This is a genomic window from Pectinatus brassicae (genome assembly GCF_014201835.1).
Lineage (GTDB): Bacteria > Bacillota > Negativicutes > Selenomonadales > Selenomonadaceae > Pectinatus > Pectinatus brassicae.
On record NZ_JACHFH010000002.1, the window covers coordinates 124,110 to 150,473 of the forward strand.

Sequence of the window (26,364 nt, forward strand, 5' to 3'; positions counted from 1 at the left end):
CAAAACAACAGTCTAGTAAATGTGAACTCACCTTGAAGCAGCTGCCTGAAATATCCAAGTAAGCGCAGACGGAGTCCGACCGTTATAACGGAGCGATATAACACTGTTAGTATAGTGCGTATCTGTAAAAGTGTATACTAATATACAATTAGTATAAATTAGAGTGGTACCGCGAAAGCCAGCCTTTCGTCTCTTATTAAGAGACGAAAGGCTTTTTTATTACATTTAATGCAATAATAACATTTATTATTTCCAGGAGGATTAATTATGTCTGCTATGAATATCGAAAAATACACCAAAAATTACTTTATGCCGCCAACAGTTGATATGAGCTGGGCTTTGCAAGAACACCCCACTAAAGCCCCTACCTGGTGCAGTGTTGATTTGCGTGACGGCAATCAAGCTTTAGTTATCCCAATGAGTCTCGATGAAAAAATCGAATTCTATAAAATGCTCGTAAAAGTCGGCTTTAAAGAAATTGAAGTTGGCTTTCCCGCAGCTTCCGAAACCGAATATGCTTTTTTGCGTACGCTTATCGAAAAAGAATTAATACCCGACGATGTTACCATTCAGGTATTAACCCAGGCCCGCGAACATATAATCAAAAAAACTTTTGAAGCTCTTGATGGCGTAAATAATGCTATCGTTCATGTCTATAATTCCACATCTGTACCACAACGCGAACAGGTATTTAAAAAATCAAAAGCCGATATTAAAAAAATTGCACAAAACGGTGCCCTTATGCTAAAAGACCTTACTGAACAAGCCGGCAAAAACTATCGCTTCGAATATTCTCCGGAAAGCTTCACCGGCACAGAAGTCGATTATGCCTGCGAAGTATGCAATGCCGTACTTGATATCTGGCAGCCAACAGCACAAAGAAAAGCTATTATTAATCTGCCTTCGACAGTGCAAATGTCAATGCCGCATGTCTATGCCGCCCAAATAGCCTATATGTCACAAAATCTTATTAATCGCGACAATGTTATTTTATCATTACATCCACATAATGACAGAGGTACCGGTGTTGCTGATTCTGAAATGGGTCTTTTAGCCGGTGCCGACAGAATAGAAGGAACTTTATTCGGCAACGGCGAACGTACCGGCAATGCCGATATTGTGACAATTGCCATGAATATGGCCGCACTTGGTGTCGACCCCAAACTCAACTTCAGCAATATGAATGAAATAGTTGATTTATACCAGCGAGTTACCCGTATGCATGTCTATGAACGTCAACCTTATTCCGGCAGCCTGGTATTTGCAGCTTTTTCTGGTTCGCACCAAGACGCTATTGCTAAAGGCATGAAATGGCGTGAAGAGAAAAAACCTCAATACTGGACTGTGCCTTATTTATTGATTGATCCGCAGGATATCGGTCGTCAGTATGATGGCGACGTCATTCGCATCAACAGCCAATCCGGCAAAGGCGGTGTTGCCTATGTAATGGAACAAAAATATGGACTGGATATGCCCAATAAAATGCGTGAGGACTTTGGCTATTGCGTCAAAAATGTTTCTGATCATCAGCATAAAGAACTTATGCCTGATGAAATATATAAAATTTTCCATGACACTTATGTCAATATTGAAACTCCATTACGCCTGATTGATTTTAATTTGGATAAAACTGCTGATGGCATGCGCAAGGGACATTTACACCTTGCTATAAACAATAAAGAAAAACAAATCCCTGCCTATGGCAACGGTCGTCTTGATGCCGTAAATAATGCCCTGCAAAAAGAACTTAATATAAAATATAATAATCTCGTTTACAGCGAACATGCTATGGAAATCGGTTCAACCTCAAGAGCTATGGCCTATATTGGCATTACTGATGAAAAGGATAATACGTACTGGGGTGCCGGTATGGATACCGATATAATCACGGCATCCGTATTAGCACTTATCAGCGCAATAAATAAAAAATTAAATAACACTCTATAATCTTTAAATAAGGGTTAAATCACTATTATACTTGTTATTTTTGCAGTCTTATGTGTTACATTATTACATGTCTGCTTTATGTTTTATATTAATTCTTTCTATATTTTATTTATAAATGGCTATTGACAAATTACAAGTAAAATACTAGAATAATTATCACACTATGTAGCTGTACAATATTACAAATATAATATCCAAATAAATTTCATGAAGAGAATAAGTAAGCATTTTTTTGTTTTCCAGAGAGTCAGCATTCGGTGTAAGCTGATAAACAAAACCTGCCCAATATCATCTCCGAAAAGCAACACTGAAAACAGTAAGTGGCGCCGGTATTTCTCCGTTATAAGAAACACGTATGTTAGTACGTTGTAAGTGCATTTATTTTTACTAATAAATGAATTTGGGTGGTAACGCGGATAATCCGTCCCTTTCTTAAGGGGCGGATTTATTTTTATCTTTAGGGAGGCTATTTTATGTCTGCATTAAGCAAATTAAGTAATTTCGTAACCAAATACATGGCAATCATTGTTTTACTTATCGCTATTATTGCTCTTTTTATTCCGGCATCATTTACCTGGTCCACTAAGTATATTATTTTTCTGCTGGGCATTGTCATGTTTGGTATGGGAATGACTTTAAAACTATCAGATTTCTCCTTGGTTTTTCAGCGCCCACGTGATGTTTGCATCGGTGCTGTTGCCCAGTTTACCATTATGCCGCTTTTAGCCTGGGGATTAGCCAAAGCTTTTAATCTGCCACCCGAGCTTGCTGTCGGTGTAATTCTTGTTGGCACCTGCCCCGGTGGTACATCATCCAATGTCATGACCTTTTTGGCCAAAGGCGATGTTGCTCTGTCAGTTGCGATAACAATGACCACTACTGTTCTTGCTCCATTTATAACACCGCTTTTAACCTGGTATCTAGCTGGTGCCTGGGTTGATATTTCCCTAAGTGCGATGTTCTTGTCTATTTTTAAAGTAGTTGTTATTCCGATTATGCTAGGTATTATCTGCAATAAATTTTTTGGCAATTTTGTACGCAGAACTATTGCCGTTCTGCCGCTTATTTCCGTTATAGCTATCGTTATAATTGTCGGCGGTGTAGTTTCAGTCAGTGCCCAGAAAATAATGCAGACTGGTTTATTAATCATCGGCATCGTTATGCTGCATAATCTCTGTGGTTACCTGTTGGGCTATACGTTAGCAAGAATAACCGGTCTTAACCTCTCTAAGCAAAAAGCCGTTGCCATCGAAGTTGGTATGCAAAACTCCGGACTGGCCACCTCGCTGGCACTTATGCACTTTGGTGCTACTGCCGCTATTCCTGGTGCAATTTTTAGTGTTTGGCATAATATTTCCGGTTCATTGGTCGCTAATTATTTATCCAGTAAAACTGATACAAGTTTATCTACTAACGATTCCGTCATTAAAAATGATTTAGAATTCAATAAATAAATTTAATAATTTCAAGGAGAGATATAATATGAAAAGTGATTTAGCAAAAAAAGGTCCTGAACGTTCTGCTCATAGAGCTCTATTTTATGCCATGGGCTATGGCCCTGACGACTTAAAAAAACCAATGATAGGCATTGTAAATGCCTTTAATGAAATAATTCCCGGTCATATCCACCTGAGAACTATTGCTGAAGCCGCCAAGCTGGGTGTTGCTGCTGGTGGTGGTATGCCTGTAGAATTTCCGGCTATTGGTGTTTGTGATGGTATAGCCATGGGGCATGAAGGTATGAAATATTCCCTAGCCAGCCGTGAATTAATTGCCGATTCCATTGAAGCTGTTGCAGCTGGACATGCCTTTGACGGTCTTGTAATGATTCCTAATTGTGACAAAGTTGTCCCTGGCATGCTAATGGCTGCCGCCCGTCTTAACATTCCCTGCATCGTCGTAAGCGGTGGACCAATGCTGGCCGGCCGCCATAACGGTGAAAACGTCAGTGTAAGTACAACTTTTGAGGCCGCTGGTAAATTTGCCGCCGGCAAAATGGATGAAGCTTCCATGACCTCGCTTGAAGCTGATGCCTGCCCTGGTTGCGGTTCCTGCGCTGGTCTTTTCACCGCCAATACAATGAACTGCCTAACTGAAGTATTAGGCATGGGCCTGCCTGGCAACGGCACTATCCCTGCTGCTTATTTTGGTCAGCGCCGCATGCTTGCCAAAGCCGCTGGTGAGCGCATTGTAGAATTAGTGAAAAAAGATATTAAGCCGCGCGATATCATGACTAAAAAAGCGTTTGAAAATGCTATTACCGTCGATATGGGAATCGGTGGTTCTTCCAATACTGTGCTTCATCTTACCGCTATCGCCCACGAAGCCGGCATTACCCTGCCACCGCCTTTATTTGATGAAATCAGCGCCAAGACGCCTTATATAACAAAGCTCAGTCCCGGCGGCATATATCATATGCAGGACTTAAACGAAGCTGGTGGCATATCTGCTGTTATGAACGAACTAGCTAAAAAAGATATCATTCACCTTGACGCCCTAACTGTAGACGGTACTGTTGGCGAACGCATTAAAAATGCCGTTATCCATCGTCCTGAGGTAATAAAAAGTGTTGATGCCCCTTATCGTAAAACCGGTGGTATTGCTATATTAAAAGGCAACCTTGCGCCTGATTATGCCGTTGTTAAAGAAAGTGCCGTTACCGAGGATATGCTTTGCTATAAAGGCACTGCCAAAGTGTTTAATTCGGAAGAAGAAGCTATTGCCGCTATCACCAGTCGTAAAATAAACAATGGTGATGTTGTTGTCATCCGTTACGAAGGGCCTAAAGGTGGTCCTGGTATGCGCGAAATGCTTAATCCTACCGCTGTCATTACTGGCATGGGATTAAAGGTAGCTCTGATAACCGATGGTCGTTTTTCCGGTGCTACGCGCGGTGCCTGTATCGGTCACGTTTCCCCTGAAGCTATGGCCGGCGGTCCTATCGCTATGATAAAAGATGGCGATACAATAAACATTGACATTCCAGCACGTAAACTCGAACTTGTCATTGACAATGCTGAAATGGAAGAACGCAAAGCGAACTGGGTTAAACCAGAGCCTAAAATAAAAACCGGCTATTTATCCCGCTATGCAAAATTAACAACATCAGCCAGTACAGGAGCCGTCTTAGAATAATTTTTTTATCAGCTGCTATTTTAAAATCATTTAAAATAGCAGCTTTTTTATTTACCATATCATTTCTATAATAAAAATTTCTAAAATTGTGAAATTTACAGGAATATTGCTTCAGCATCTAGAAGAATGTTTTAATATACAACTATGATTATATACCAATATAGGCAGGAGGCTGTCCTTATGAAAATTCCTATTCGCTGGCAATTGGTCTTATTAATTGGTTTATTTATCTTTGGTACGTTATTTTCTTCTATAATAACAATACAGCACTTTATTTCTGTTGATTATAAAGAAAAATTACAAAACAATAATGCGATAATGTCGGAAAGTATTGCCAGAAATATTTCACAATACATTTATTCAGCAGTAATTATTAATGATATGACTGCTGACAAGTATTCACAAATAAAAGATTATCCTTATTCACAAAAAAAACAAGAACTCATAAACATCAATCAGCAATACCCTTGGCTGGAAAATGTTGCATTTATTGATTTGCACGGGGTACAAATAATTCGAACTAATGGGATTGAAGGTGATCGCTCTTATCAGGATTGGTTTAAAAAAATATCATCTACTCCCCGTACAATATTTTAGCTGCCCCCATAATAACTATTGCCTCACGTGTTTATAGTGATCACAGCCTAATTGGCTATGTAACCACTAGTATAAAAATTGAACAATTGCAAAAAATGATTGAAACCTTTAATCAAGGCACTAGCTATGCTTATTTACTGGATAGTAACGGTAGTGTCATCGCCCATATTGACCGTAATAAAAGTCAAGAATTATATAATTATAAAAACCTTACCAAAACTGTATTAACAGCTGATAAGGATGGTAATTTGCTTCGTCAGAAAAATGGTACTTTTATTACAAGCAAACAAGATATTTCGCTGTCGCCTTCCATGAAGGATATCATCGATAAAGTTTCTGGTGGGGAAACAGGAATCGGCGAATACACTACTACTGATGGTGAAAAATTCATCTGCTCATACCGCCCCGTTTATTTTCCCGGCCTAAATGAGCATTGGAGTCTATTGGTAGTACGCCGTTATAGTTCCATAATGGAATTTATGGATAACGTAATTCGCGACTCCTTTATAATAGCCCTAGCCTCATTTTTAATTGCGATTTACCTTATTATTTTATTTTCACGCCGTTTGCTAAATCCTTTATTTGAAATTCTTACGGCTACTAACGAAGTAAAAAACGGTAATTTAACTGTTAAACTACCTATAACTCGTCATGACGAAATAGGTTCCTTAGCCGATAATTTTAATAAAATGGTAGCCGCTTTATTAGCTTATCGACAAAAACAAGATGAAAATGAAAAACATATTAAAAATATGGCTTACCACGATGCTCTTACCAGCCTGCCTAATCGAATTAAATTCAAAGAATACCTTGAAGAAATAATTCAAACCGATCAGCAAAAAGGTCAGCATTATGCGATACTTTTTATTGATTTAGATGAATTTAAATTAATAAACGATAACTTTGGCCATTCTATTGGTGATAATTTGCTAATAAACGTCAGTCAACGCATAGTAGCATCTACTGATAAAAACTCATTTATCTGCCGATTCGGTGGTGATGAATTCATCATTATCATTCCTATTACAGAATCTGATACCCTTACCGACAAAATAAATTATATTCATTCATTTATCTGCGGTGAATACAAAATAGCTAACAATATATTCCATCTATCTGCCAGTATTGGTGTTGCCCTATACCCTGATAACGGTAATACCCAGGAAGAGCTCCTGCAAAAAGCCGATAGTGCTTTACATTCGGCAAAAAACAGTGGTAGAAACAACTGGTGCTTTTTCCATCACAGCATGCTGTCAAATTCCTACGAACAAATTATTCTTACTGATGCACTGCGAAATGCCATTGCCAATAATGAGTTATTTTTAGTATATCAACCGCAGTTTAATATTGATGGTACTCAGGTAGTAGGCTTTGAAACGCTTGTTCGCTGGAAACAAACCAATGGCGAAATGATTTCTCCCGGCAAATTTATTCCACTAGCTGAACAAAGCGGTCTAATTCTGCCTATCGGTCAATGGATATTGCAGCAAAGCTGCAAATTTCTCAAGAGAACAAATGACTTGGGCTATGAAAACATAAAAATATCCGTCAATCTTTCACCAGTCCAGCTGGTCGATAACAACATCATTGATTCCATCAGCGCTGTCATTGAAGAAACAGGCATACGCCATTCCCAGCTTACTATTGAAATAACAGAAACTGCCGCCATCAAATCACTCGATGACAGCATTGCCAAACTAACACAGCTGCGTGAAAAAGGCATTCGTGTAGCTCTTGATGATTTTGGTACTGGTTATTCATCCCTAACTTATCTTCGAACGCTGCCAGTAAACTTTATAAAAATAGATAAATCTTTTATCGACAAAATCTCTCTTGATAGTACACAATCCCAGCTTGTCGGCTACATAATTGATATGGCACACACTTTAGGAACCACTGTTATCGCCGAAGGTGTTGAAGACTTTGACCAACTCAAAGAATTATTTGAATATGGCTGTGATTATATCCAAGGTTATGTTTATGGTAAACCATTATCAGAGGCAGATGCCCTAAAAGTATTGGAAGAATTTGCCCAAATACAATAAAAGAGAGATATCGATTGGTATAATATAATACCAGTCGATATTTTTTTTATAAATAAAATCCATTTCAATATAAATTCTGATAAATGCATATTATATTATAGTGTGCTATAATATAAATGAAATTTAAAGTACCCTTAAACAATGTAATTTATCTATTATTTTTTTCACTAGATAACTTACCTATTATTAGACCTGATTTAATAAATTTTTATATTATTACTCTCCATCAGTCTGGTAATTATTTAAGGCATAAGAAAGGACAATATTAATGAGCGAAGAATGTACACATGAATGCAGCAGCTGCGGCAGCGCAGATTGCTCTGACCGTAATAAATCTCTTATTGAAAAGGGTAACCCTCATTCCCGTATAAAAAAAGTAATTGGTATCGTCAGCGGCAAAGGCGGTGTTGGTAAATCATTAGTCACATCAATGCTGGCTGTTATTATGAAAAGACGCGGTTTTAATGTCGGTATTTTAGATGCTGATGTAACCGGTCCATCAATCCCCAAAGCATTTGGTATCGACGAAAAAGCTGCTTCTTCTGAAAATGGCGGTATTTTACCTGTAACAACTAAAGGCGGCATAAAAGTAATGTCTGTTAATCTCTTACTGGAAAATACTACTGATCCAGTTGTTTGGCGTGGGCCAATCATCAGTGGTGTCGTTAAGCAGTTTTGGAATGATGTAGAATGGGGCGATGTCGATTATATGTTTGTTGATATGCCGCCAGGAACTGGTGATGTACCATTAACTGTAATGCAATCTTTGCCTGTTAATGGCTTGGTTGTTGTAACATCTCCCCAGGATTTAGTTTCGATGATAGTTGAAAAAGCTGTGAAAATGGCTGCTATGATGAATAAACCTATCCTTGGCATCGTTGAAAACATGGCTTATTTCAAATGTCCAAATTGCAACGAAAAGCATAATATATTTGGTGAAAGCAATGTTGCTTCTCTAGCAGGCTTTTATAATATCTATGAAACTGCTCAAATCCCATTAGATCCACAACTTGCCGCTAAATGTGATAAAGAAGGCATCGAATCCTTCGATAACGACTATCTCAACTTATTAGCAGCTTATATTGAACAAAACGCTTGATTTATGCTTAATATTTATATTGCTAATATCGATACCTTACCTTTTGACAATAGTGAAGCTTACTTATCTCTATTATCATCTGAGCGTCAAAGAAAAATTAAAAACATTACCAATACCCAAAATCGTAAGCTGGCAATATCTGCTGGCTTACTGCTTAATTACGGACTTGCTATACAAAACATTGTCAGTAAAGATCTTATAATTACCTATAACTCTCATGGCAAACCGTACTTTAGAGACAATCCTATTCATTTTAATTTATCTCATTCGGGCCAATATGTCCTTTGTGCCATCAGTGATATAGAAGTTGGTGCCGACATACAAAAAATGACCACCCATTATAATTTAAATATTGCCAAACGGTTTTTTCATTTGGATGAATATAATTATTTAGCTAATCTGCCCCATGATAAACAGCACCGTATGTTCTTTCGCCTCTGGGCCTTAAAAGAAAGTTACGTAAAAAATCTAGGCACAGGTTTGGCTAATACACTTAATAGTTTTTCTATAAAAACAGATAGTCCCTCAGTCTGTCTTTCTGCGAATAACAAAAAATCCTCTTATTCTTTCTATGAATATAAAATCAATAATTATTATATTGCCATTTGCAGTAAGCTAATTATGCCTGCAGTAAATTTACAATGGGTTGATTTGCGGGAAGCATTATAAAAAAAGCTGCTAGTACATTTTTAATCTACTAGCAGCTTTTTTTATGTAATATTTTCCAAGTTTCAATGTTTACTACCATTATTTTTGCGTTTACCGTATTTTACGCAGTCCGTATGCCATGCACAGTCAACATTCTCACAGTCTGATTTTGTTGCATAGCAGGGTTGATTGCCTTCGTTTTGCTGAATAGCATGAATAACCTCACCTTTTGTTCTCATACCATTTGTAATTACTCCATGTTCAACAGCAATATTTTTAATTTCCTTTAACAGCATACTTTATCCTCCCCTTTATCAATACACCAATAATTTCTTTTTTGACAAATACGGTCTAAACGTTAATTACAGCAGGAAAAATATCTTTATTAATTTCACTATCGCAGTATCTGTCTATAAGAATATATTAAAGCCCCTCTCAGGCAAGCACTATAATAAATTATCACAGCATTATTATAGATTTAAAAATACTATTACATTATTTCTATATTACGGTAATAAACCCTCTATTTTATTGAAAAATCATTTTATAGCTCTCAACAAGCGTTATATACTAATATAAACTTTACCTATTGATTCTTGACAACTGCCTTTATCTATATCACAATAAAATAAAGATTACAGAAGAGGCGATATAATGAAAGATATCTTAGATATGCATATGCACACGCTGATGAGTGGGCATGCTTACAGCACATTATCAGAAATGATAGCAGCCGGGCGAAAAAAGGGCTTAGAGCTTATTGGCATCACTGAGCATACTCCTTCTATGCCCGGCACCTGTCATGAAATTTATTTCCATAATTTCAAGGTAATTAACCGACATCCCGATAATATTGAATTAATGATGGGGGCAGAAGTCAACATTATGGATTTTCAGGGCAATCTTGATGTATCCGAAGAAACGTTGAAAAAACTTGATTATGCCATTGCCAGTTTACATGACTTATGCATTGAACCTGGCAGCCTTCAGGATAATACTGCTGCTCTTTTAAAGGCTATTGCAAACCCTTATATTAATATAATCGGGCATCCTGACAATGGCTATTATCCCGTTGATTTTGTCGCTGTTGCCCAAGCCGCCCATGAACATCATGTACTACTGGAATTAAATAACAGTTCTTATGCTCCCACGAGCGGTCGTATCGGTTCACGGGAAAATGCCTTGGAAATGCTAAAACAATGCCAAAAATATCATACCTCTATCATCATGGACAGTGATGCCCATATTGACGGTGATGTCGGCAATCATCAATATTCCCAGGAGTTATTGCAGCAGGCGAATTTTCCCGAAGAACTTATTATTAATACCAGTGTTGATAAATTTAAAAATTATTTAAACCTTAAGCTTTAAGTTATTTAATAAAAACAGACTGCAGCGTCTAATCAGCTGCAGTCTGTTTTTATTATTCTATTATTGTATGCTCACTGGTAAAATTCACCACTCGAACTCCGGGCATCAACTGCCATGCCTTGTCATGACTGGCAATCAACAACGTTTTACCAGCCTTCGAAAAGTCCATTATAAATTGTTCTATCCAGTCACGTGATTTTTCATCAAGCCCATTTACCGGCTCATCCATCATCAATATATCAGGATTCAGCGACAGCACTGCTGCTATTGCTGTCTTTTTCTTTTCACCACCGCTTAGATGATAAGGCGCCCGTTGGCTTAAATGTTCTATATCTAAAAATGTCAGCAGCTGTTCAACCCTGTTTTTTATTTCTATTTCAGAAAGTCCCATCTGTCTTGGACCAAAAGCAATTTCATCATAAACAGTATGATTAAATAATTGCATATCGGGATTTTGAAAAACATAACCAATACGTTTATGAAATTTTTTAGCAAATACTATATCTTTTAATTTGTCTGCGGTTATTTTTTCATCAGCAAAAAAATATTCGCCACCTGTTGGGAAAATAAGCCCATTGAGCAATTTAAATAATGTTGATTTTCCCGCACCATTAGGACCACTTAGCAGTACAAACTCTCCTTCAGCAATATTTAAGGAAATATCCGTAAGTGCCTTAATATCTTCGTATTCATATTGTACCTTCAATAATTTAATCAGCGAATTCATCATTAATATCCTTCTATATGTATAAATAAAACCAATAATAGCATTATTGCCATCGTATATATTATATATTTTTTCTGCCAATGATGCTGTTGTACAACATGATATTCACCCGTAAATCCCCGGCACAGCATCGCGGCATGTGTCTGTTTGGCATATTCCTGTGATTTTAAAAATGTCATTCCCAACACATTACCCATACTTTCGTACTTTCCTGTGTTTCGTCCGACCGAGCGCAATTTTAAGGCCTGCAGTAAATCAATTGCCGTATTTCCTAACAGGACAATATAATTTATCGTCAAGTCGAGTGACATAATAAACACACTAGGAACATGTAACCCCCCCAATGCTTTTGTTATAAGATAAAAAGGTGTGCTGCGTGATAACGCTGCCACCAGCAAAGTTGATAAAAACACCTTAAACGGCAGCAGCATAACTATTGTCCCCTGTAAAAAAATTGCCGGTACAATAATAATAAATGTAAACACCATCGCCCCTATAGCCGGTTTTAACAATGATAAAATCTGTCGTCCATCAAGAAGGCATATATAAGCTAAAAGTCCCGCCAACAATAACAATAAAAATGTAATCGTATGTGCAAGGGCAATTGAGAATATCAGCAAAAACACATATATAAGTTTAAACGTCACACTAAAAAAGCTTTCTGTCTGTATCTGCATTTGCTGACGAAAATGGATTAATCTGCCCAAAATCCCCAACAGCGTTTTACTTAAATAGCGCTCCCTATCTTTTTGCGGTAAATAATCATCATTTTGCAACAGCCACATGGGAATATCCCTATGTGGCTGTTTATTATTAACATTAAACTGTTCTTTTTCTTTCACTTACAAATGTTCCTATAATCTTAAATACTATTATTAATAAAGCTGCCCCAATTACTGCTGATAATATATAGCCCATCACATCAGACATCCCAGCCATTGTATAATCCGGCAATAACGCATCGTAGCTAAAACCATTAGCAATCTTCGCCGGAATATAGCCAAGCGCTGTTCCCAAAGAAGCATCCGCAGCGATTTCATCGGCACCCCATTCGCCCCAAGCTGTCCCGCTGGCTAATAATCCTAATGGTGATGCTATAATCAGCACAATTAGCAAAGCAAATATTGGATTTAGCTTTTGTTTTTTATTATCTTGTATCAGCCCTGGTGAAACCTTAGCAATAAATTCATAAATTGCCAGGGTAAATACTGCCTCAGCAATACCTGCTATCAGTAAATGCGGCAACAGCATGGCGGGGATAGCAACCGCCAACGGATAAGGTGAATAAAGTGCCTGTCCGGCACTATTAGTAAACAATAATGGTTGAACCCCAAATTCTATAGCCGCTACAAATGCCGCCATATTTATCCCAACATATGCGCCTAATAAAATAGCAATTTTTTCACCAGCAGATGAACTAAACAAATTTCTTATAAAACGAAATGTATAATAACCAGCGAACGGCAGAACAAATGCCATGTTAAAACAATTAGCCGCAAATGACAATATACCACCATCACCAAATACAAGTGCCTGAATAAACAAGGCCACACTTATCGCTATACACGCCGCATAAGGTCCCAGTAAAAGTGCAATTAAAGTGCCGCCGACAGCATGCGCTGTTGTTCCCCCGGGAATAGGCAGATTGAACATCATCAGCAAAAATGAAAAGGCCGCACCAACACCAATAAGTGGTATTTTATCCTTTGGCAATTCCATTTTAATCTTTCTTATTGAATAATACCAGACTGGCAGCATCGCTGCTGTAAAAACAGCACAGGTAGACGGACTTAGATAATTATCAGGTATATGCACGTAAATAACCTCCCTATATATAATGGGGCTATTATATCACTATGTTCTAGTCATAAAAAGCCTACCATAGGGGTTATGATGATAAGCCTTGGTATTGCTGGCTAAAAAGATCTACAATATGGGGGGATAGGGGATATTAAAAAATATGCCTGACATAGATGCCAGACATATTTCCATTTTTTATAAATTAATCAATCTCATCTTCATGGTCAAATACAGCTAGTGCTGAAACTTCATCATCGACTTCCGTCTTCATTACCTTTACACCTTGTGTATTACGGCCAATTACCGATATCTGGTCAACTGTCGACCGAATAACTATTCCGCCGGTAGTTATAAGCATAAATTCCTGTTCTTCCCGAACAACTTTTATGCCGATGACCTCTCCAGTCTTTTCGGTAACTTTAATATTGATAATACCTTTACCACCGCGGGTCTGCTGGCGATAGCCTTCAGTTGTAGTACGCTTGCCATAGCCATTGCGGGTAACAGTCAATACCGTAGCATTAGCATGTACGTTATCCATGCCAACAACTTCATCCCCCTTGCGTAAGGTTATGCCACGCACACCGCGTGTATTTCTTCCCATTGAACGAACATCTGTTTCTTCAAAGCAAATAGCATAGCCATCCTTTGTGCCTAAAATCACACTGCGGTTGCCATCAGTGAGTTTTACAGCAATAAGCTCATCATCTTCATCCAGGGATAATGCAATAAGGCCAGTCTTCTTTCTGCTTGTATCGTATTCCGGCAACGAAGTTTTCTTTACAACACCTTTTTTAGTTGTCATAAATAAGAATTTATCTTCAGCAAATTCTTCTACTGGAATTACTGCTGTGATCTTTTCGCCGTTTTCTATTGGCAACAGATTTATTATAGCTGTGCCTTTAGCAGTACGGCCTGATTCAGGTATTTCATAGCCCATGAGCTGATAAACACGGCCACGATTAGTGAAGAATAAAATATTACGATGGGTAGATGTTACTATCATATTTTCCACAAAGTCTTCTTCTTTTGTACCCATACCAGCCACACCGCGTCCGCCGCGTCTTTGGCTGCGATACACCGCGATCGGCTGACGTTTTATATAATTATTATGTGTTAGAGTTACTACTACATCTTCTTCAGCAATTAAATCGGCAATATCAAATTCCGATGCGTCCATTGTAAGTTCAGTACGGCGATCGTCATCAAATTTGCGTTTAACTTCAGTTAGCTCTTCTTTTATGATGTTGAGAATCTTCTGCTCATCACCTAATATAGCAGTTAATTCATCAATAGTTGTCAGAATCTGTAAATATTCAGTCTCGATTTTTTCCTGTTCGAGTCCTGTCAAACGCTGCAGACGTAAATCCAATATCGCCTGCGCTTGTTTTTCACTAAGCGCATATTTTGAAGTCAATGCTTCTTTAGCAATATCTGCTGTACGCGATCCACGGATATCGGCAATTACACCATCAAGATTTTCCAACGCTATCGTCAAACCTTCTAATATGTGGGCACGTGCTTTTGCTTTATCTAAATCGTACTGAGTACGGCGCCGAACAACGTCTTCCTGATGTTTTATATAATATTCAAGAATTTGTTTTAAATTAAGTACGCGCGGCTGTCCATCAACCAACGCCAGCATAATTACACCAAAAGTTTCCTGCAGCTGAGTGTGGCGATACAATTGGTTAAGTATTACATCAGCATTAATATCCCGGCGCAAGTCAATGACAACGCTCATTCCATCACGGTCAGATTCATCATTTAAGCCGGTAATGCCTTCAATCGTTTTATCACGAACCAATTGGGCAATTTTTTCAACCAAACGAGCTTTATTGACCTGATACGGCAATTCTGTAACAACAATACGTGTTTTGCCATTTGGACGTTCTTCTACATGGGTGCGTGCTCTCATTTTTACTGCGCCGCGGCCAGTAGTATAGGCTGAAATAATACCTTCCTTGCCCATGACAAGTCCGCCAGTTGGGAAATCAGGTCCTTTTATTTTAGTCATAAGATCCATTATTGTAACTTCTGGATCATCAATCATCATCAATATACCATCAATAACTTCACCTAAATTATGCGGCGGAATGTTCGTTGCCATCCCAACAGCAATACCGGCAGAACCATTAACCAGCAAATTCGGCATCTTAGCTGGCAATACCGCTGGTTCTTTTAGTGATTCATCATAGTTAGGCATGAATTCGACAGTATTTTTTTCGATATCAGACAGCATAATTTCAGAAATCTTCGACATACGTACTTCTGTATAACGCATAGCTGCCGCCGAATCACCATCGACAGAACCGAAATTACCATGTCCATCAGCAAGCATATATCTGTAAGAAAAATTCTGTGCCATACGCACTATAGTATCATAAACTGAAGTGTCACCATGTGGGTGATACTTCCCTAGAACTTCCCCGACGATACGAGCTGATTTCTTATATGGTTTATTAGATGCCATCCCCGCTTCCTGCATCGCATATAAAATACGGCGATGGACAGGCTTTAACCCATCACGAACATCAGGCAAAGCTCTCATAACAATAACGCTCATCGCGTAATCAATATAAGAGTTCTTCATTTCATCTTCCAGCTTAACAGGAACAACCTTACCTAAATTACCTAATTGTCCTGTGCCAGCCTGCCCGGATTGGGAATTATCATCATTTTTATCAAAATCGTCTGCCACTTTCTCACCTCAAATATATAATAAAGCGGCATACGCAGCCGCTTCAAAGCATGGATATATACTTAATATAATATCATTTTTCGTGCAAAAAGTCCACTTTAAACCTTTTTTATTAAAATTGTGATATTTTTTATCTAATTTCATTTTTTTCAGCTCAGATTTGATTTTAGCCCTTTTAGACAATTCGTCTCCGTAATTTTTTCCAAGATATTTTGCCGTATTATTTGAAATGGCTATTTTTATTTTTTTCCAAACCATAGTATAATTAATTCAAATATATGTATATTAAAACAATTTCATAAATATGACGGAGGATATTCGATGCGTCTTTTAAAAACAATGTCGGAAAACGAACGGTTTAATTCTACTGAGCAATCCATTATAAAATACATACTAGCGCATAGTAAAGAAATCAGCCATTTTTCTATACGTGATTTGTCCGAAAGAACATTTTCCAGTCCCGCAACAATTTTCCGTCTATGTCAAAAACTAAATTTAAAAGGCTATACTGATTTCAAAATAAAATTCATCAGTGAAATAAATCGCACCAGTGATTTAGGACGTCCTATTACAGGGCGTCCTATTACTGATAAAAACCCACCTGACTCTATTGTAAAAAAAATTGCTGCTTTAGAAATTGAAGCAATTGAAGAAACGAAAAATGAAATGGATACACAGCAACTAATAAGAATTGCCGAAAAAATCAACGATGCTAAATGTATTGATTTTTATGCTTTTGATCAAAATTATTTTATTGCCCAAATGACCAGCTATAATTTAACTCAAATAAAAAAAACATCTATTGCCAACCTAGCTGCTAACAGCCAATATATGCAAGCTCTTACATGTGACAAAGATAATATTGCTATCATCTTAAGCCGTACTGGTGAAAACAAACGGCTAATTGATATTGCTAATATTTTAAAAACTCGTCGCATTACATCACTGCTCTTATCTCCTGCCAAAAATTCCAGTTTAGCCAAATTAACCTCTGAATTTCTCTATGTTGCTGATACTAAAGAATATCTTGATATGGGCCTTTTGATTTTTAATACCGGTGTCCGCTATTACCTAGACGTAATATTTGCCATGCTGCTATCACAAAATTACTGGGATATCAAAAAAACCTACGATAATTTTGAGGACATCTTCGGTCGGCTCAAGGATCCTTGGCATCTATGGTAATATTCATAAACATTTGTGAAATAATGTTTCAATATATTTCGCAAATGTTTTTTTATTAGAAACATTGATTCTAAACTTTCTAAATTTATTGAATATATTTTTAAGTGAGATTATATTAATAATTAAGCAAAACATTTTATGGCATCTTTCCACCTCTCCCACTAAAAAACCGAAAGGACTGAACAAGTAATGAGCAAACAAGTTTTCTTTGATAAATTTATTGAATTTATGGGTCGTTTTGCTGAATTAAAAGCTATTGTTGCCCTACGTGATGGTTTTATTATGACAACACCCTTCACAATTTGCGGCTCAGTGTTTTTACTGATAGCTAACCTCCCCATTCCGGGCTATCCCGCATTTATGGCTTCAATATTTGGCGCAAACTGGACAGTTCCCCTCAATCAGGTAGCTGGTGCCACCTTTAATATCTTAGCTTTAATCTGTGTTTTAACCATAAGCTATAAATACTGTGAAGCTGAAGGCTGCGATGCTATCATGGGCGCTATAATGGCAATGTCTAGTTTTCTTATTTTAACGGCTTCAAGTATTACCAGCAAAAGCGGCGAAATAGTAAATGATGTTATTCCCAAACTCTGGGCAGGCAGTAACGGCGTAATAACTGCTATTATTGTGGGTTTTGCCGTTTCTTATATATTTTGTTATTGCGAAAAAAATAATATTGGCATAAAAATGCCCGACAGTGTCCCCACTGGTGTTACTAAAGCATTTTCAGCACTTATACCAGGTCTTATCTTTTTTACCAGCACTGCCATCATCTATGCCTTATGCCAATTTTTTGCCCATACAACATTTCCTGAATTAATTTTTAAAATTTTACAGACCCCTTTGCAAAACCTCTCTGATACCTTAATCGGTGGTATTGTAATTGCAGGACTGCAGAGTATATTATTTTGGGCTGGGATCCATGGTCCTAACGTTGTAGGTGGAGTTGTCAATCCTGTTCTCATTGCCAACTCTTTGGATAACCAAAGTTTGGTCAATGCTGGCATGCAGCTTATTGGCAACCCTCATGCTAAAATCATTACCTGTCAGGTAAATGATGTATTCATCAAAAGCGGCGGCTGTGGTCTGACCCTAGGTTTTTTAATAGCTTCATTTATATCCGCAAAATCCCAGCAATTAAAATCGATTACAAAACTTGCTTTTGTACCAGGACTTTTCAACATCAACGAACCTGTTATTTTTGGACTGCCAATTGTATTTAATCCATATTTACTTGTTCCCTTCATCTTAGTTCCAATCATTGCCATGATCATAACTTATTTCTCAATTATTATAGGATTCATGTCGCCTTTTGATGCAGTCCAAGTCCCGTGGACAACACCAGCGATTATCGCTGGCTTTCTCTTAAATGGTTGGCATGGTGCAATCATCCAAATTATAAATCTTATCATGGCCACCTTAGTATATTTCCCATTTGTCAAAGCGCAGGATAAAGCTTATTTACAAGAAGAATCAAATTAAACTATTAATTAGTTAAAATGCAATTAATTTATTATTACAGGAGTGATTATTATGAAAAAAATCGTTTTATTATGTGCAGCGGGTATGTCAACAAGTATCTTGGTAAAAAAAATGCAGTCTGCTGCCCAAGATATACATTACGATTGTGAAATAGCTGCTTACCCCACTTCCGAAGCAAAAACCAAAGCCAGTGATGCTGATTTGATATTATTAGGTCCCCAGGTTCGTTTCTCTTTAGATAAAATCAAAGTTCAATGTCCGGGAATTCCCGTCGAAGCTATTGATATGCGTATGTATGGTCGTATGGATGGCAAAGGTGTCATCGAATTTGCCAAAGAAAAATTACAATAATAAGAAGGTGCATAATTATGGAAGGTTCAGAACTTATCGCCTTTAATATAATTTCAGCTGTAGGCACCGCCCGCAGTTGTTATATCGAGGCTATCCAAAAAGCTAAAACAAATGATTTTATTGCTGCCGAAAAACTCATCGCCGAAGGCGATGATGCCTTTAACGAAGGCCATGATGTTCATTTAAAATTATTACAGTCCGATGCCGAAGGCAAGAACAACAGTAATATCAACCTTTTAATATTGCATGCCGAAGATCAGCTTATGAGTGCTGAAGGCTTTAAAATAATAGCAACCGAATTTATTGATGTTTATAAAAAACTTAAACATTAATATTATAATTAATTACAACTAATTTATACATATAGGAGGTATAATTATGGGATTTCCCCAAGGTTTTTTATGGGGCGGTGCTGTTGCCGCCCATCAATTAGAAGGAGGCTGGCAGGAAGGCGGTAAGGGTGTTAGCATTGCTGATGTAATGACTGCCGGGCGCCATGGTGTTCCCCGTGAAATTACTGATGGCGTAATTGCTAACAAAAATTATCCAAATCATGAGGCTATCGATTTTTATCATCACTATAAAGAAGACATCGCCTTAATGGGTGAAATGGGCTTTAAGTGTTTTCGTACGAGTATTGCCTGGACTCGTATCTTTCCTAATGGCGATGAAGAAGTGCCTAATGAAGCCGGCTTAAAATTCTACGATGATCTTTTCGATGAAATGCATAAATACAATATTGAGCCCGTAATCACCTTGTCTCACTTCGAAATGCCCTACCATCTTGTAACTAAATATGGTGGCTGGCGCAATCGCAAACTAATCGACCTTTTTGTCAAATTTGCTGTCTGCGTATTTACCCGCTATAAAGACAAAGTAAAATACTGGATTACCTTTAATGAAATCAATAATCAAAGTGAACTTAATGTACCCTTTACGGCCTTTACTAATTCCGGCGTACTTTATACTGCTGCGGAGGACAAAAAAGCTGTTATGTACCAAGTAGCCCACCATGAATTTGTGGCTTCAGCAAAAGCTGTAATCGAAGGCCATAATATCAATCCTGACTTCAAAATAGGCAGTATGCTTTCATTGCAGCCAGTATATCCTTTTAGCTGTGATCCTGATGATCAAATGAAACAACTGGAAGAAATGCATAAACGCTTTTTCTTTAGCGATGTCCATTGTCGTGGTCATTATCCAGCTTATGCCATTAAAGAATGGGAAAACAAAGGCTATAACATCGAAATAAATGATGATGATTTAGATATATTAGCCCAAGGAACCATCGACTTTTTAGCTTTTAGTTATTACAAAAGTTCTGCCATTTCTTCTAACCCCAAGTTAACCAAAGACATCGATGGCGGTTTTGGTCAGGGAACTGATAATCCCTTCCTCAAGCAATCTGAGTGGGGCTGGCAGATAGATCCCGTCGGTCTGCGTTATACCCTGGATATCTTATCAGAACGTTATGAACTGCCATTAATGGTAGTAGAAAATGGCATTGGCCTGCACGAATATAAAAATGCCCAAGGTGTTTTTGCCGATGATTCCCGCATTGATTATTTTGCTGCCCACATCAAGGAAATGCAAAAAGCTATCGATGAAGACGGCGTTGATTTATGGGGTTATTGTACCTGGGCTCCGATTGATTTGGTATCTGCCGGCACCGGCGAAATGGAAAAGCGCTACGGCTTTATTTATGTTGATAAAGACAATAAAGGTAATGGCAATTTAAGCCGCGAAAAGAAAAAATCATTTTATTGGTATAAAAAAGTCATTGCCAGCAATGGCAGCGACCTTACTAATAATGTTAACCCATAACTTTCCCTCCTTATAAAAAATGCTCTTGCGATTTTTCGCAAGAGCATTTTTTATTTACTTTTTTTTAGCCGATAGCCAATATAGATTATAAAAATCCAGATAGGACAAAGATAAACTGCCAGCCGATAATCTGGCATAATTACCATTGTTATTGCTATTGACAGAAAAAACACTATACCGATGTAATTTAATACTGGGAAAAATGGCATTTTATAAGTAAGTTTATCGGCATTTATCCCAATTTTTTGCCTAAATTTAATCTGAGTATATAATATCATAATCCAGTTTATCAGTGCCGCAATCGTAGCAATTGACATAACATAGTTAAATACTTCCTTTGGTGCCAAATACGTAATAATAACAACAATTCCTACAAACAACGATGAGAACAACACTGCTGCCCGCGGCACACCATCTTTAGATACTTTCTTTAAAAAGGCTGGGGCATTATTTTGCAGCGCCAGCCCATGCAGCATGCGGGCATTGCTGTATAAACAGCTGTTATATGCAGAAAATACGGCTGTCAGCACTATCACATTAAGAATTGATGCCGCTTCAGAAAAACCTATTGCCGAAAAAATTTCTACAAACGGACTGCCATTCATTCCCACCTTATCCCACGGATAAAGTGTAACAAGCACGAACATTGCTCCCACATAAAAAATCAAGATACGACCTATTATTAAATCAATAGCTTTAGGAATAGTCTTTTGCGGATTTTCTGCCTCTCCGGCTGTTATTCCGATAAGTTCCGTGCCGCCAAACGCAAATATTACCACCACAAACGACAGCATCATACCATCAAATCCCTGTGGGAAAAAGCCGCCATTTGCATACAGATTATGAAGTCCCAGCGGCTGATTATTACCTACACCAAAAAATATAATTGCCAGACCAAAAATAATCATCAATAAAATTGCCGCAACTTTTATGATGGCTCCCCAAAACTCTATTTCACCAAATGATTTTACATTTACAAGATTTATTATATTAACCAGTATGAACAATATTAGACCAGATACCCACATTGGCAGGCCGGGAAACCAGTGCTGCATATAAATCCCGACTACCGAAACTTCGACCATAGAAACCGCTACATAATTAAACCAATAATTCCAGCCTGATAAAAACCCCGGGAACTCGCCCCAATAATCATAAGCATAAGTACTAAATGAACCTGACACCGGATTATAAACAGCCATTTCACCTAAAGCCCTTACGACAAAATAAATAAATATCCCACCAATAAGATATGACAGCATGACTGCCGGGCCAACCATTTTTATGGTGCTGGCAGAGCCGTAAAAAAGTCCGGTACCTATGGCACAGCCCAAGGCAATCATTTGTATATGACGTTCTTTCAAGCCTCTTTGTAAATTTTTCTCTTCCTTCAATATCTCACAACACTTCCTTACTGATAAAAGTCAATTCTCGCCAATTATCTGTTTGTAGATAAAACCTTCCCGCATCCCAGTATCACTATAAGTAATTTCCGACGCAGCAAAATAACTGCATACTTCATCGACAATTACCATTCCGGGTATTATTGTTTTTAAACGGTCAGGTGCTGTTTTTAACAACGATATTGCCAAACTCTCTGACAAGGGATTATCTCGTTTATATTTATTGATAATATCGGTCATTTTATCTGTCTGCATCGTCATATTTTCATCAGGGCGCAAAAACAACTCATTATATAATAAGCGAGCACTTTTAGCCGTGCCGCCAATTGCGCACACATATAATTTATCTCCTGCTGGAAAATCCTGCAGCTGTTCTTTTAGGAGCTGCTTTATTTCTGCCTGCATATCGAAAATTTCAGCACTGCTCGGTAAAAAGTCTTCAGCGTATTTAGTATATAGCGACAGTGCCCCTACCGGAATGCTTGTTTTTTTCACAATGGCTGCATCTTTATAATAAATAAGCTCGGTGCTGCCACCGCCAACATCAATTATAATGCCCGTATCTACCCCAACAGTGCGTACCACACCAATAAAATCAAATTCAGCTTCTTCTTCGCCGCTTATCACGCACACATCTATTGTTGTTCGCTTTTGTATTTGTTCGATGACCTCTGCCTGATTTTTCACATTGCGTATAGCCGCGGTCGTAAACGCTGATACATTTGTTATTTTAAAGTCTGCCAATAAATCACGAAACTCATTTAAAATATCACAAGTCTTGTCAATGCCTTGCTGCTGCATAATATCATCTTTTACGTAAGCCGCCAAGCCTACTGTATGTTTTTTCTTCATTAGCATTTCCATTTTTCCGTAGGCAATATTATATATCGCCATGCGAATAGTACTTGAACCGATATCAATTATCGCATAAAGCATATTATCCCTCCATTGTCAGCTATTTATTTAAATAAATCCCATACCTGCTTGCCTATAAGCACTACGGTCATACAGACAAACAAGGGTTTTACGTAGGCCGCTCCACGGGTAAGTGCTGTTCTCGCTCCACAATAAGCACCGGCAGCAATTGCCAGTCCCATTGGAATTGCATAGTGAAAATATATCTGTCCCAGATAAGCAAATGTTATTACTGCTGCCAAATTACTGGCAAAGTTAAGCACACGAGCATTTCCCGCCGCTCCAACAAAATCTAGCCCCATACATAAAAAGGCAAACATCAAAAATGATCCGGTACCCGGACCAAAAAAACCATCATAAAAACCAACTACAAAGGCCAGTCCCATTCCCATCAATATCATTTTTTTAGTTGTACCTTCATATGATGCTGATTGTCCCCAATTTTTCCGCAATATTGTATACAGCGTAATAAGAAACAATAGTACTACTACCAATGGCCGCAAAAAATCTGCTGGTATTTGACGTACTACCATTACTCCGGCAAAAGAACCAATAATCGATAAAGGGAATAAATATTTTATCAAATCCAATGTTACCTTTTTATTGCGTATAAATGTCGTGGCACTAGTAAAGGACCCCATTACCGCTGCCATTTTATTGGTAGCCAAAGCTGCCACCGGATTCATTCCCGTCAATAAAAGCACCGGTAAGGAAACGATTCCGCCACCGCCAGCAATAGCGTCAATAAAGCCCGCCATAAAACCACCCAGAACCAAAAAAACAATTGTCGTAATCTCATCCAATAAAATACATCCCCCAATATTTTTTACTACTATAAATAATATCAGTTTTATTTTTATAGTTGCTTTATATTGTAATAAAGAGTCAGCAAAAATAAAAGTGTTTTGTCTAAAAAATTTATACAAAACACTTTTATTAATAGAATTTATAACATTTTGGGAGAAAATATTATATTTTATATAATTATCCGCTAAGACAGCATGCCTGTCCCTGTTAATGGTAAAATAACATTATAATTGTCTGGCTTACCCTTTTTAAAGAATTTTAATGCGCCGGCTAGGGAACAAGCCGCTGTTGGTTCGACATATATACCTTTTTTCCCGATAGCCATTTGTGCCTCATATATTTCCGCATCTGAAACAGTCAGCACATTGCCAAAACTACGTTTTATGCACATTAAAATTTCTTTCAAGCGACGTGGCTCAGCGATATTAATCGCAGTGGCTATTGATGCCTCCTGAATTACTTTTTTGCGCTTAAATGCCGCATATATAGGATTACATTTTTCACTTTGTACTGCTATAAATGCTGGCAGAGCCCCTATTTCCTCAAAGCCATAATAAAGACCCAGCAGCATCGTTCCATTGCCAGCAGGAACAAAAATATATTCAGGAATTTTATTACCTAATTGTTTATATATTTCATATGCTAGTGATTTTATTCCCTCAAAGAAGAGCGGATTATATATATGTGAGGCATAATATGTATTCTTAGCTGCTTCACGTACCGCCCGCCCGGCAGCCGTTCGATCTTTCTTTACATGAATATGAGCGCCAAAGCTCTTTATATAATGCAGCTTATTTGATGAAATTTCTTCTGGAATATAAACATCGCAGTCTATGCCAGCAGCCGCGGCATAGGCGGCAATAGCGGTAGCGGCATTACCTGATGAATCTTCAACAATTTTATCAATACCCATATATTTTAATTGGTTTATCAAAGCATATGCACCACGTGCTTTAAAGGAACCTGTAGGCTGCATATGCTCCATTTTTAGAAAAACCCTGCCGATACTTTCAAAGCTCGTCTCTAACATTGGTGTTTCTATCTCACCAATAGATACTAAATGTGGTATCTCATTACTGGAATCTTTATATAATCTAAATAAACCACCGCAATCACATTCATACTGTAAAGCATTCAAAGGATATTCTTTCTTACATTTTTCGCAATAAAAATGCATCTTATTCACCGCCATTCATCTTTTATAACTATACTATTCGCTTTTTTTAACTAATCCCCTGTTGTTTATCAGTTATCCACATTATATTTATTTAAATTTTTTTTAAAAATAGTATTGACTTATATATCATTATCATTATATAATATAACTCGTGTTCGGGGCATGGCTCAGTTTGGTAGAGCACCTGGCTTGGGACCAGGGGGTCGCAGGTTCGAATCCTGCTGCTCCGACCAAATAATAATTTGGTCATTAAAAAGCTATCTCGCAGAGATAGCTTTTATTTTTTTACTATAAATGAAGAGGCACCCTATAGCTATACACTAATAAAGTGTTACTATAGAGTGCTTCTTTTTTAATATTTATCATTAAGCAATGCTGCAACATTTTTGTATACTCTGGTTGCAGCACATTTTACATTGTCACTGGCTGATTCTACTGTAAAACCATTCAGTTTTGTTATCATCGGTAAGTCGTTATCACCATCACCAATAGTGATGATTTCATTTTTATGCCAGTTATTCATTTGTAATAATTTATTAAGTCCGACAAATTTATTGGTGTCATCCTTAACTATGTCGATTGCAGTCATATTTTGATAGGCACTAACACCAATAGCCATTTTATTTATCTGTGCTGTTATTTCTGCGGCCTTTTTCTTATCACTATATTGCAGACTTATCTGGCAAATGCCTTTTAGGCACTCAGCCATAAAAAAATCTATCTCAGTATATTTAGAAGGATTTATCATACTTTTAAACCACGACTCATCCGACTGTATACAAACATATGTTTCATAGGCTGTAAAACAGGCAATATGACGGCTTTCCAACAATAATGGCAATAATAAAATTTCCCGGCTGACAATATTATCAATAGGATTTTGTTCTAAGGGTCTCATTTCTTCATCATATATTACTGCACCAGTCAAACAAATTGCAAAATCGAATTCCATCCCATAACGGTTACTGTCCCGCAATAGCCCTTGATAATTACGCCCTGTTACAATGCCAAAGATATTGCCGGCCTGCCGCCATTTGCTGACAGCCATAACATCAGCCTCCGCTATACCATTTTTGCCGGGAAAATGATCTGGTGGGAAATATAATGTACCATCAAAATCACTAGCTGCAATCTTCATAAAACCACT

24 protein-coding genes, 1 tRNA gene and 2 other annotated features (1 of these 27 cut by a window edge) are annotated in these 26,364 nt (G+C 37.7%); of the genes, 14 read left to right on the plus strand and 11 right to left on the minus strand.

Translation table 11 applies throughout. The features are described 5' to 3' along the window. Positions 1–197, plus strand: a binding site (T-box leader) (it extends 63 nt beyond the left edge of the window). A gap of 79 nt (positions 198–276) precedes the next feature. The 7 genes from HNR32_RS01560 (at position 277) to HNR32_RS01590 (ending at position 9,492) form a co-directional block, all read left to right on the plus strand. Continuing rightward, entirely contained in the window at positions 277–1,947 is a 1,671-nt protein-coding gene (locus HNR32_RS01560; RefSeq protein ID WP_183859060.1) for a 2-isopropylmalate synthase, read from the plus strand. Positions 1,948–2,145: 198 nt separating this feature from the next. Further along, positions 2,146–2,379, plus strand: a binding site (T-box leader). A 41-nt stretch (positions 2,380–2,420) separates the two neighbouring features. Continuing rightward, positions 2,421–3,401: a bile acid:sodium symporter family protein gene (locus HNR32_RS01565; protein ID WP_183859023.1), complete on the plus strand. Its 981-nt coding sequence runs from the start codon at positions 2,421–2,423 to the stop codon at positions 3,399–3,401. A 28-nt stretch (positions 3,402–3,429) separates the two neighbouring features. Next, positions 3,430–5,082, plus strand: coding sequence for a dihydroxy-acid dehydratase (gene ilvD, locus HNR32_RS01570; RefSeq protein WP_183859024.1), 1,653 nt, complete (start codon positions 3,430–3,432; stop codon positions 5,080–5,082). Positions 5,083–5,262: 180 nt separating this feature from the next. Next, on the plus strand, positions 5,263–5,679 hold the full coding sequence (locus tag HNR32_RS01575; protein ID WP_183859025.1) for a hypothetical protein: 417 nt from the start codon (positions 5,263–5,265) through the stop codon (positions 5,677–5,679). A gap of 11 nt (positions 5,680–5,690) precedes the next feature. Further along, the gene (locus tag HNR32_RS01580) at positions 5,691–7,724 is read left to right on the plus strand and encodes an EAL domain-containing protein (protein WP_512698934.1); all 2,034 of its coding nucleotides are present in this window, start codon (positions 5,691–5,693) and stop codon (positions 7,722–7,724) included. Between the two features lie 268 nt (positions 7,725–7,992). Next, entirely contained in the window at positions 7,993–8,823 is an 831-nt protein-coding gene (locus tag HNR32_RS01585) for an Mrp/NBP35 family ATP-binding protein (protein ID WP_183859027.1), read from the plus strand. A 3-nt stretch (positions 8,824–8,826) separates the two neighbouring features. After that, positions 8,827–9,492 carry a 4'-phosphopantetheinyl transferase family protein gene (locus HNR32_RS01590; RefSeq protein ID WP_183859028.1) on the plus strand — a complete coding sequence of 222 codons (666 nt, stop codon included), beginning with the start codon at positions 8,827–8,829 and terminating at the stop codon, positions 9,490–9,492. Between the two features lie 62 nt (positions 9,493–9,554). Here HNR32_RS01590 and HNR32_RS01595 read toward each other — a convergent pair whose 3' ends face one another. Beyond that, complete coding sequence (locus HNR32_RS01595; RefSeq protein ID WP_183859029.1) at positions 9,555–9,767, minus strand: SAP domain-containing protein; 213 nt, start codon at positions 9,765–9,767, stop codon at positions 9,555–9,557. 358 nt (positions 9,768–10,125) lie between these two features. Between HNR32_RS01595 and HNR32_RS01600 the strand changes: the two genes are divergently transcribed. Next, a complete protein-coding gene (locus HNR32_RS01600; RefSeq protein WP_183859030.1) occupies positions 10,126–10,842 on the plus strand; it encodes a phosphatase in 717 nt (238 codons plus the stop codon). A 52-nt stretch (positions 10,843–10,894) separates the two neighbouring features. Here the strand turns inward: HNR32_RS01600 and HNR32_RS01605 are convergent, their stop codons facing one another. The 5 genes from HNR32_RS01605 to HNR32_RS01625 all read right to left on the minus strand — a co-directional run bounded on the left by HNR32_RS01605 (position 10,895) and on the right by HNR32_RS01625 (position 16,328). After that, on the minus strand, positions 10,895–11,572 hold the full coding sequence (locus HNR32_RS01605) for an energy-coupling factor ABC transporter ATP-binding protein (protein WP_231038117.1): 678 nt from the start codon (positions 11,570–11,572) through the stop codon (positions 10,895–10,897). Then, positions 11,572–12,411 (minus strand): energy-coupling factor transporter transmembrane component T, encoded by an 840-nt coding sequence (locus HNR32_RS01610; protein ID WP_183859031.1) that lies wholly within the window; start codon positions 12,409–12,411, stop codon positions 11,572–11,574. The genes HNR32_RS01605 and HNR32_RS01610 overlap by 1 nt, the downstream gene beginning before the upstream one ends. Then, entirely contained in the window at positions 12,389–13,384 is a 996-nt protein-coding gene (gene cbiM, locus HNR32_RS01615) for a cobalt transporter CbiM (protein ID WP_183859032.1), read from the minus strand. Before cbiM ends, HNR32_RS01610 begins: the two co-directional genes overlap by 23 nt. Positions 13,385–13,571: 187 nt before the next feature. Then, complete coding sequence (gene gyrA / locus HNR32_RS01620; protein WP_311636262.1) at positions 13,572–16,070, minus strand: DNA gyrase subunit A; 2,499 nt, start codon at positions 16,068–16,070, stop codon at positions 13,572–13,574. A gap of 9 nt (positions 16,071–16,079) precedes the next feature. After that, the gene (locus HNR32_RS01625) at positions 16,080–16,328 is read right to left on the minus strand and encodes a hypothetical protein (RefSeq protein ID WP_183859033.1); all 249 of its coding nucleotides are present in this window, start codon (positions 16,326–16,328) and stop codon (positions 16,080–16,082) included. Positions 16,329–16,391: 63 nt separating this feature from the next. Between HNR32_RS01625 and HNR32_RS01630 the strand changes: the two genes are divergently transcribed. The 5 genes from HNR32_RS01630 (at position 16,392) to HNR32_RS01650 (ending at position 20,915) form a co-directional block, all read left to right on the plus strand. Further along, positions 16,392–17,255, plus strand: a complete 864-nt coding sequence (locus tag HNR32_RS01630; protein ID WP_183859034.1) for a MurR/RpiR family transcriptional regulator — start codon at positions 16,392–16,394, stop codon at positions 17,253–17,255. Between the two features lie 189 nt (positions 17,256–17,444). Beyond that, positions 17,445–18,740 (plus strand): PTS sugar transporter subunit IIC, encoded by a 1,296-nt coding sequence (locus HNR32_RS01635; protein WP_183859035.1) that lies wholly within the window; start codon positions 17,445–17,447, stop codon positions 18,738–18,740. 51 nt (positions 18,741–18,791) lie between these two features. After that, positions 18,792–19,091 (plus strand): PTS sugar transporter subunit IIB, encoded by a 300-nt coding sequence (locus tag HNR32_RS01640; protein ID WP_183859036.1) that lies wholly within the window; start codon positions 18,792–18,794, stop codon positions 19,089–19,091. Positions 19,092–19,108: 17 nt separating this feature from the next. Further along, positions 19,109–19,423, plus strand: a complete 315-nt coding sequence (locus tag HNR32_RS01645) for a PTS lactose/cellobiose transporter subunit IIA (protein WP_183859037.1) — start codon at positions 19,109–19,111, stop codon at positions 19,421–19,423. Positions 19,424–19,469: 46 nt separating this feature from the next. Beyond that, entirely contained in the window at positions 19,470–20,915 is a 1,446-nt protein-coding gene (locus HNR32_RS01650; RefSeq protein WP_183859038.1) for a 6-phospho-beta-glucosidase, read from the plus strand. A 50-nt stretch (positions 20,916–20,965) separates the two neighbouring features. Here the strand turns inward: HNR32_RS01650 and HNR32_RS01655 are convergent, their stop codons facing one another. The 4 genes from HNR32_RS01655 to HNR32_RS01670 all read right to left on the minus strand — a co-directional run bounded on the left by HNR32_RS01655 (position 20,966) and on the right by HNR32_RS01670 (position 25,217). Beyond that, positions 20,966–22,309, minus strand: coding sequence for an amino acid permease (locus tag HNR32_RS01655; protein WP_231038118.1), 1,344 nt, complete (start codon positions 22,307–22,309; stop codon positions 20,966–20,968). A gap of 30 nt (positions 22,310–22,339) precedes the next feature. Continuing rightward, the gene (locus HNR32_RS01660) at positions 22,340–23,254 is read right to left on the minus strand and encodes a Ppx/GppA phosphatase family protein (protein WP_183859039.1); all 915 of its coding nucleotides are present in this window, start codon (positions 23,252–23,254) and stop codon (positions 22,340–22,342) included. A 23-nt stretch (positions 23,255–23,277) separates the two neighbouring features. Continuing rightward, positions 23,278–24,036 (minus strand): TSUP family transporter, encoded by a 759-nt coding sequence (locus HNR32_RS01665; RefSeq protein WP_231038119.1) that lies wholly within the window; start codon positions 24,034–24,036, stop codon positions 23,278–23,280. A gap of 188 nt (positions 24,037–24,224) precedes the next feature. Beyond that, positions 24,225–25,217, minus strand: coding sequence for a pyridoxal-phosphate dependent enzyme (locus HNR32_RS01670; protein ID WP_183859040.1), 993 nt, complete (start codon positions 25,215–25,217; stop codon positions 24,225–24,227). A 156-nt stretch (positions 25,218–25,373) separates the two neighbouring features. On the opposite strand from HNR32_RS01670, the gene HNR32_RS01675 reads away from it, so the two are divergent. Beyond that, a tRNA-Pro gene (locus HNR32_RS01675) sits at positions 25,374–25,450 on the plus strand. A 119-nt stretch (positions 25,451–25,569) separates the two neighbouring features. On the opposite strand, the gene HNR32_RS01680 is transcribed toward HNR32_RS01675, so the two are convergent. After that, positions 25,570–26,355, minus strand: coding sequence for an HAD-IIB family hydrolase (locus HNR32_RS01680; protein ID WP_183859041.1), 786 nt, complete (start codon positions 26,353–26,355; stop codon positions 25,570–25,572). Between the last annotated feature and the right edge of the window lie 9 nt (positions 26,356–26,364).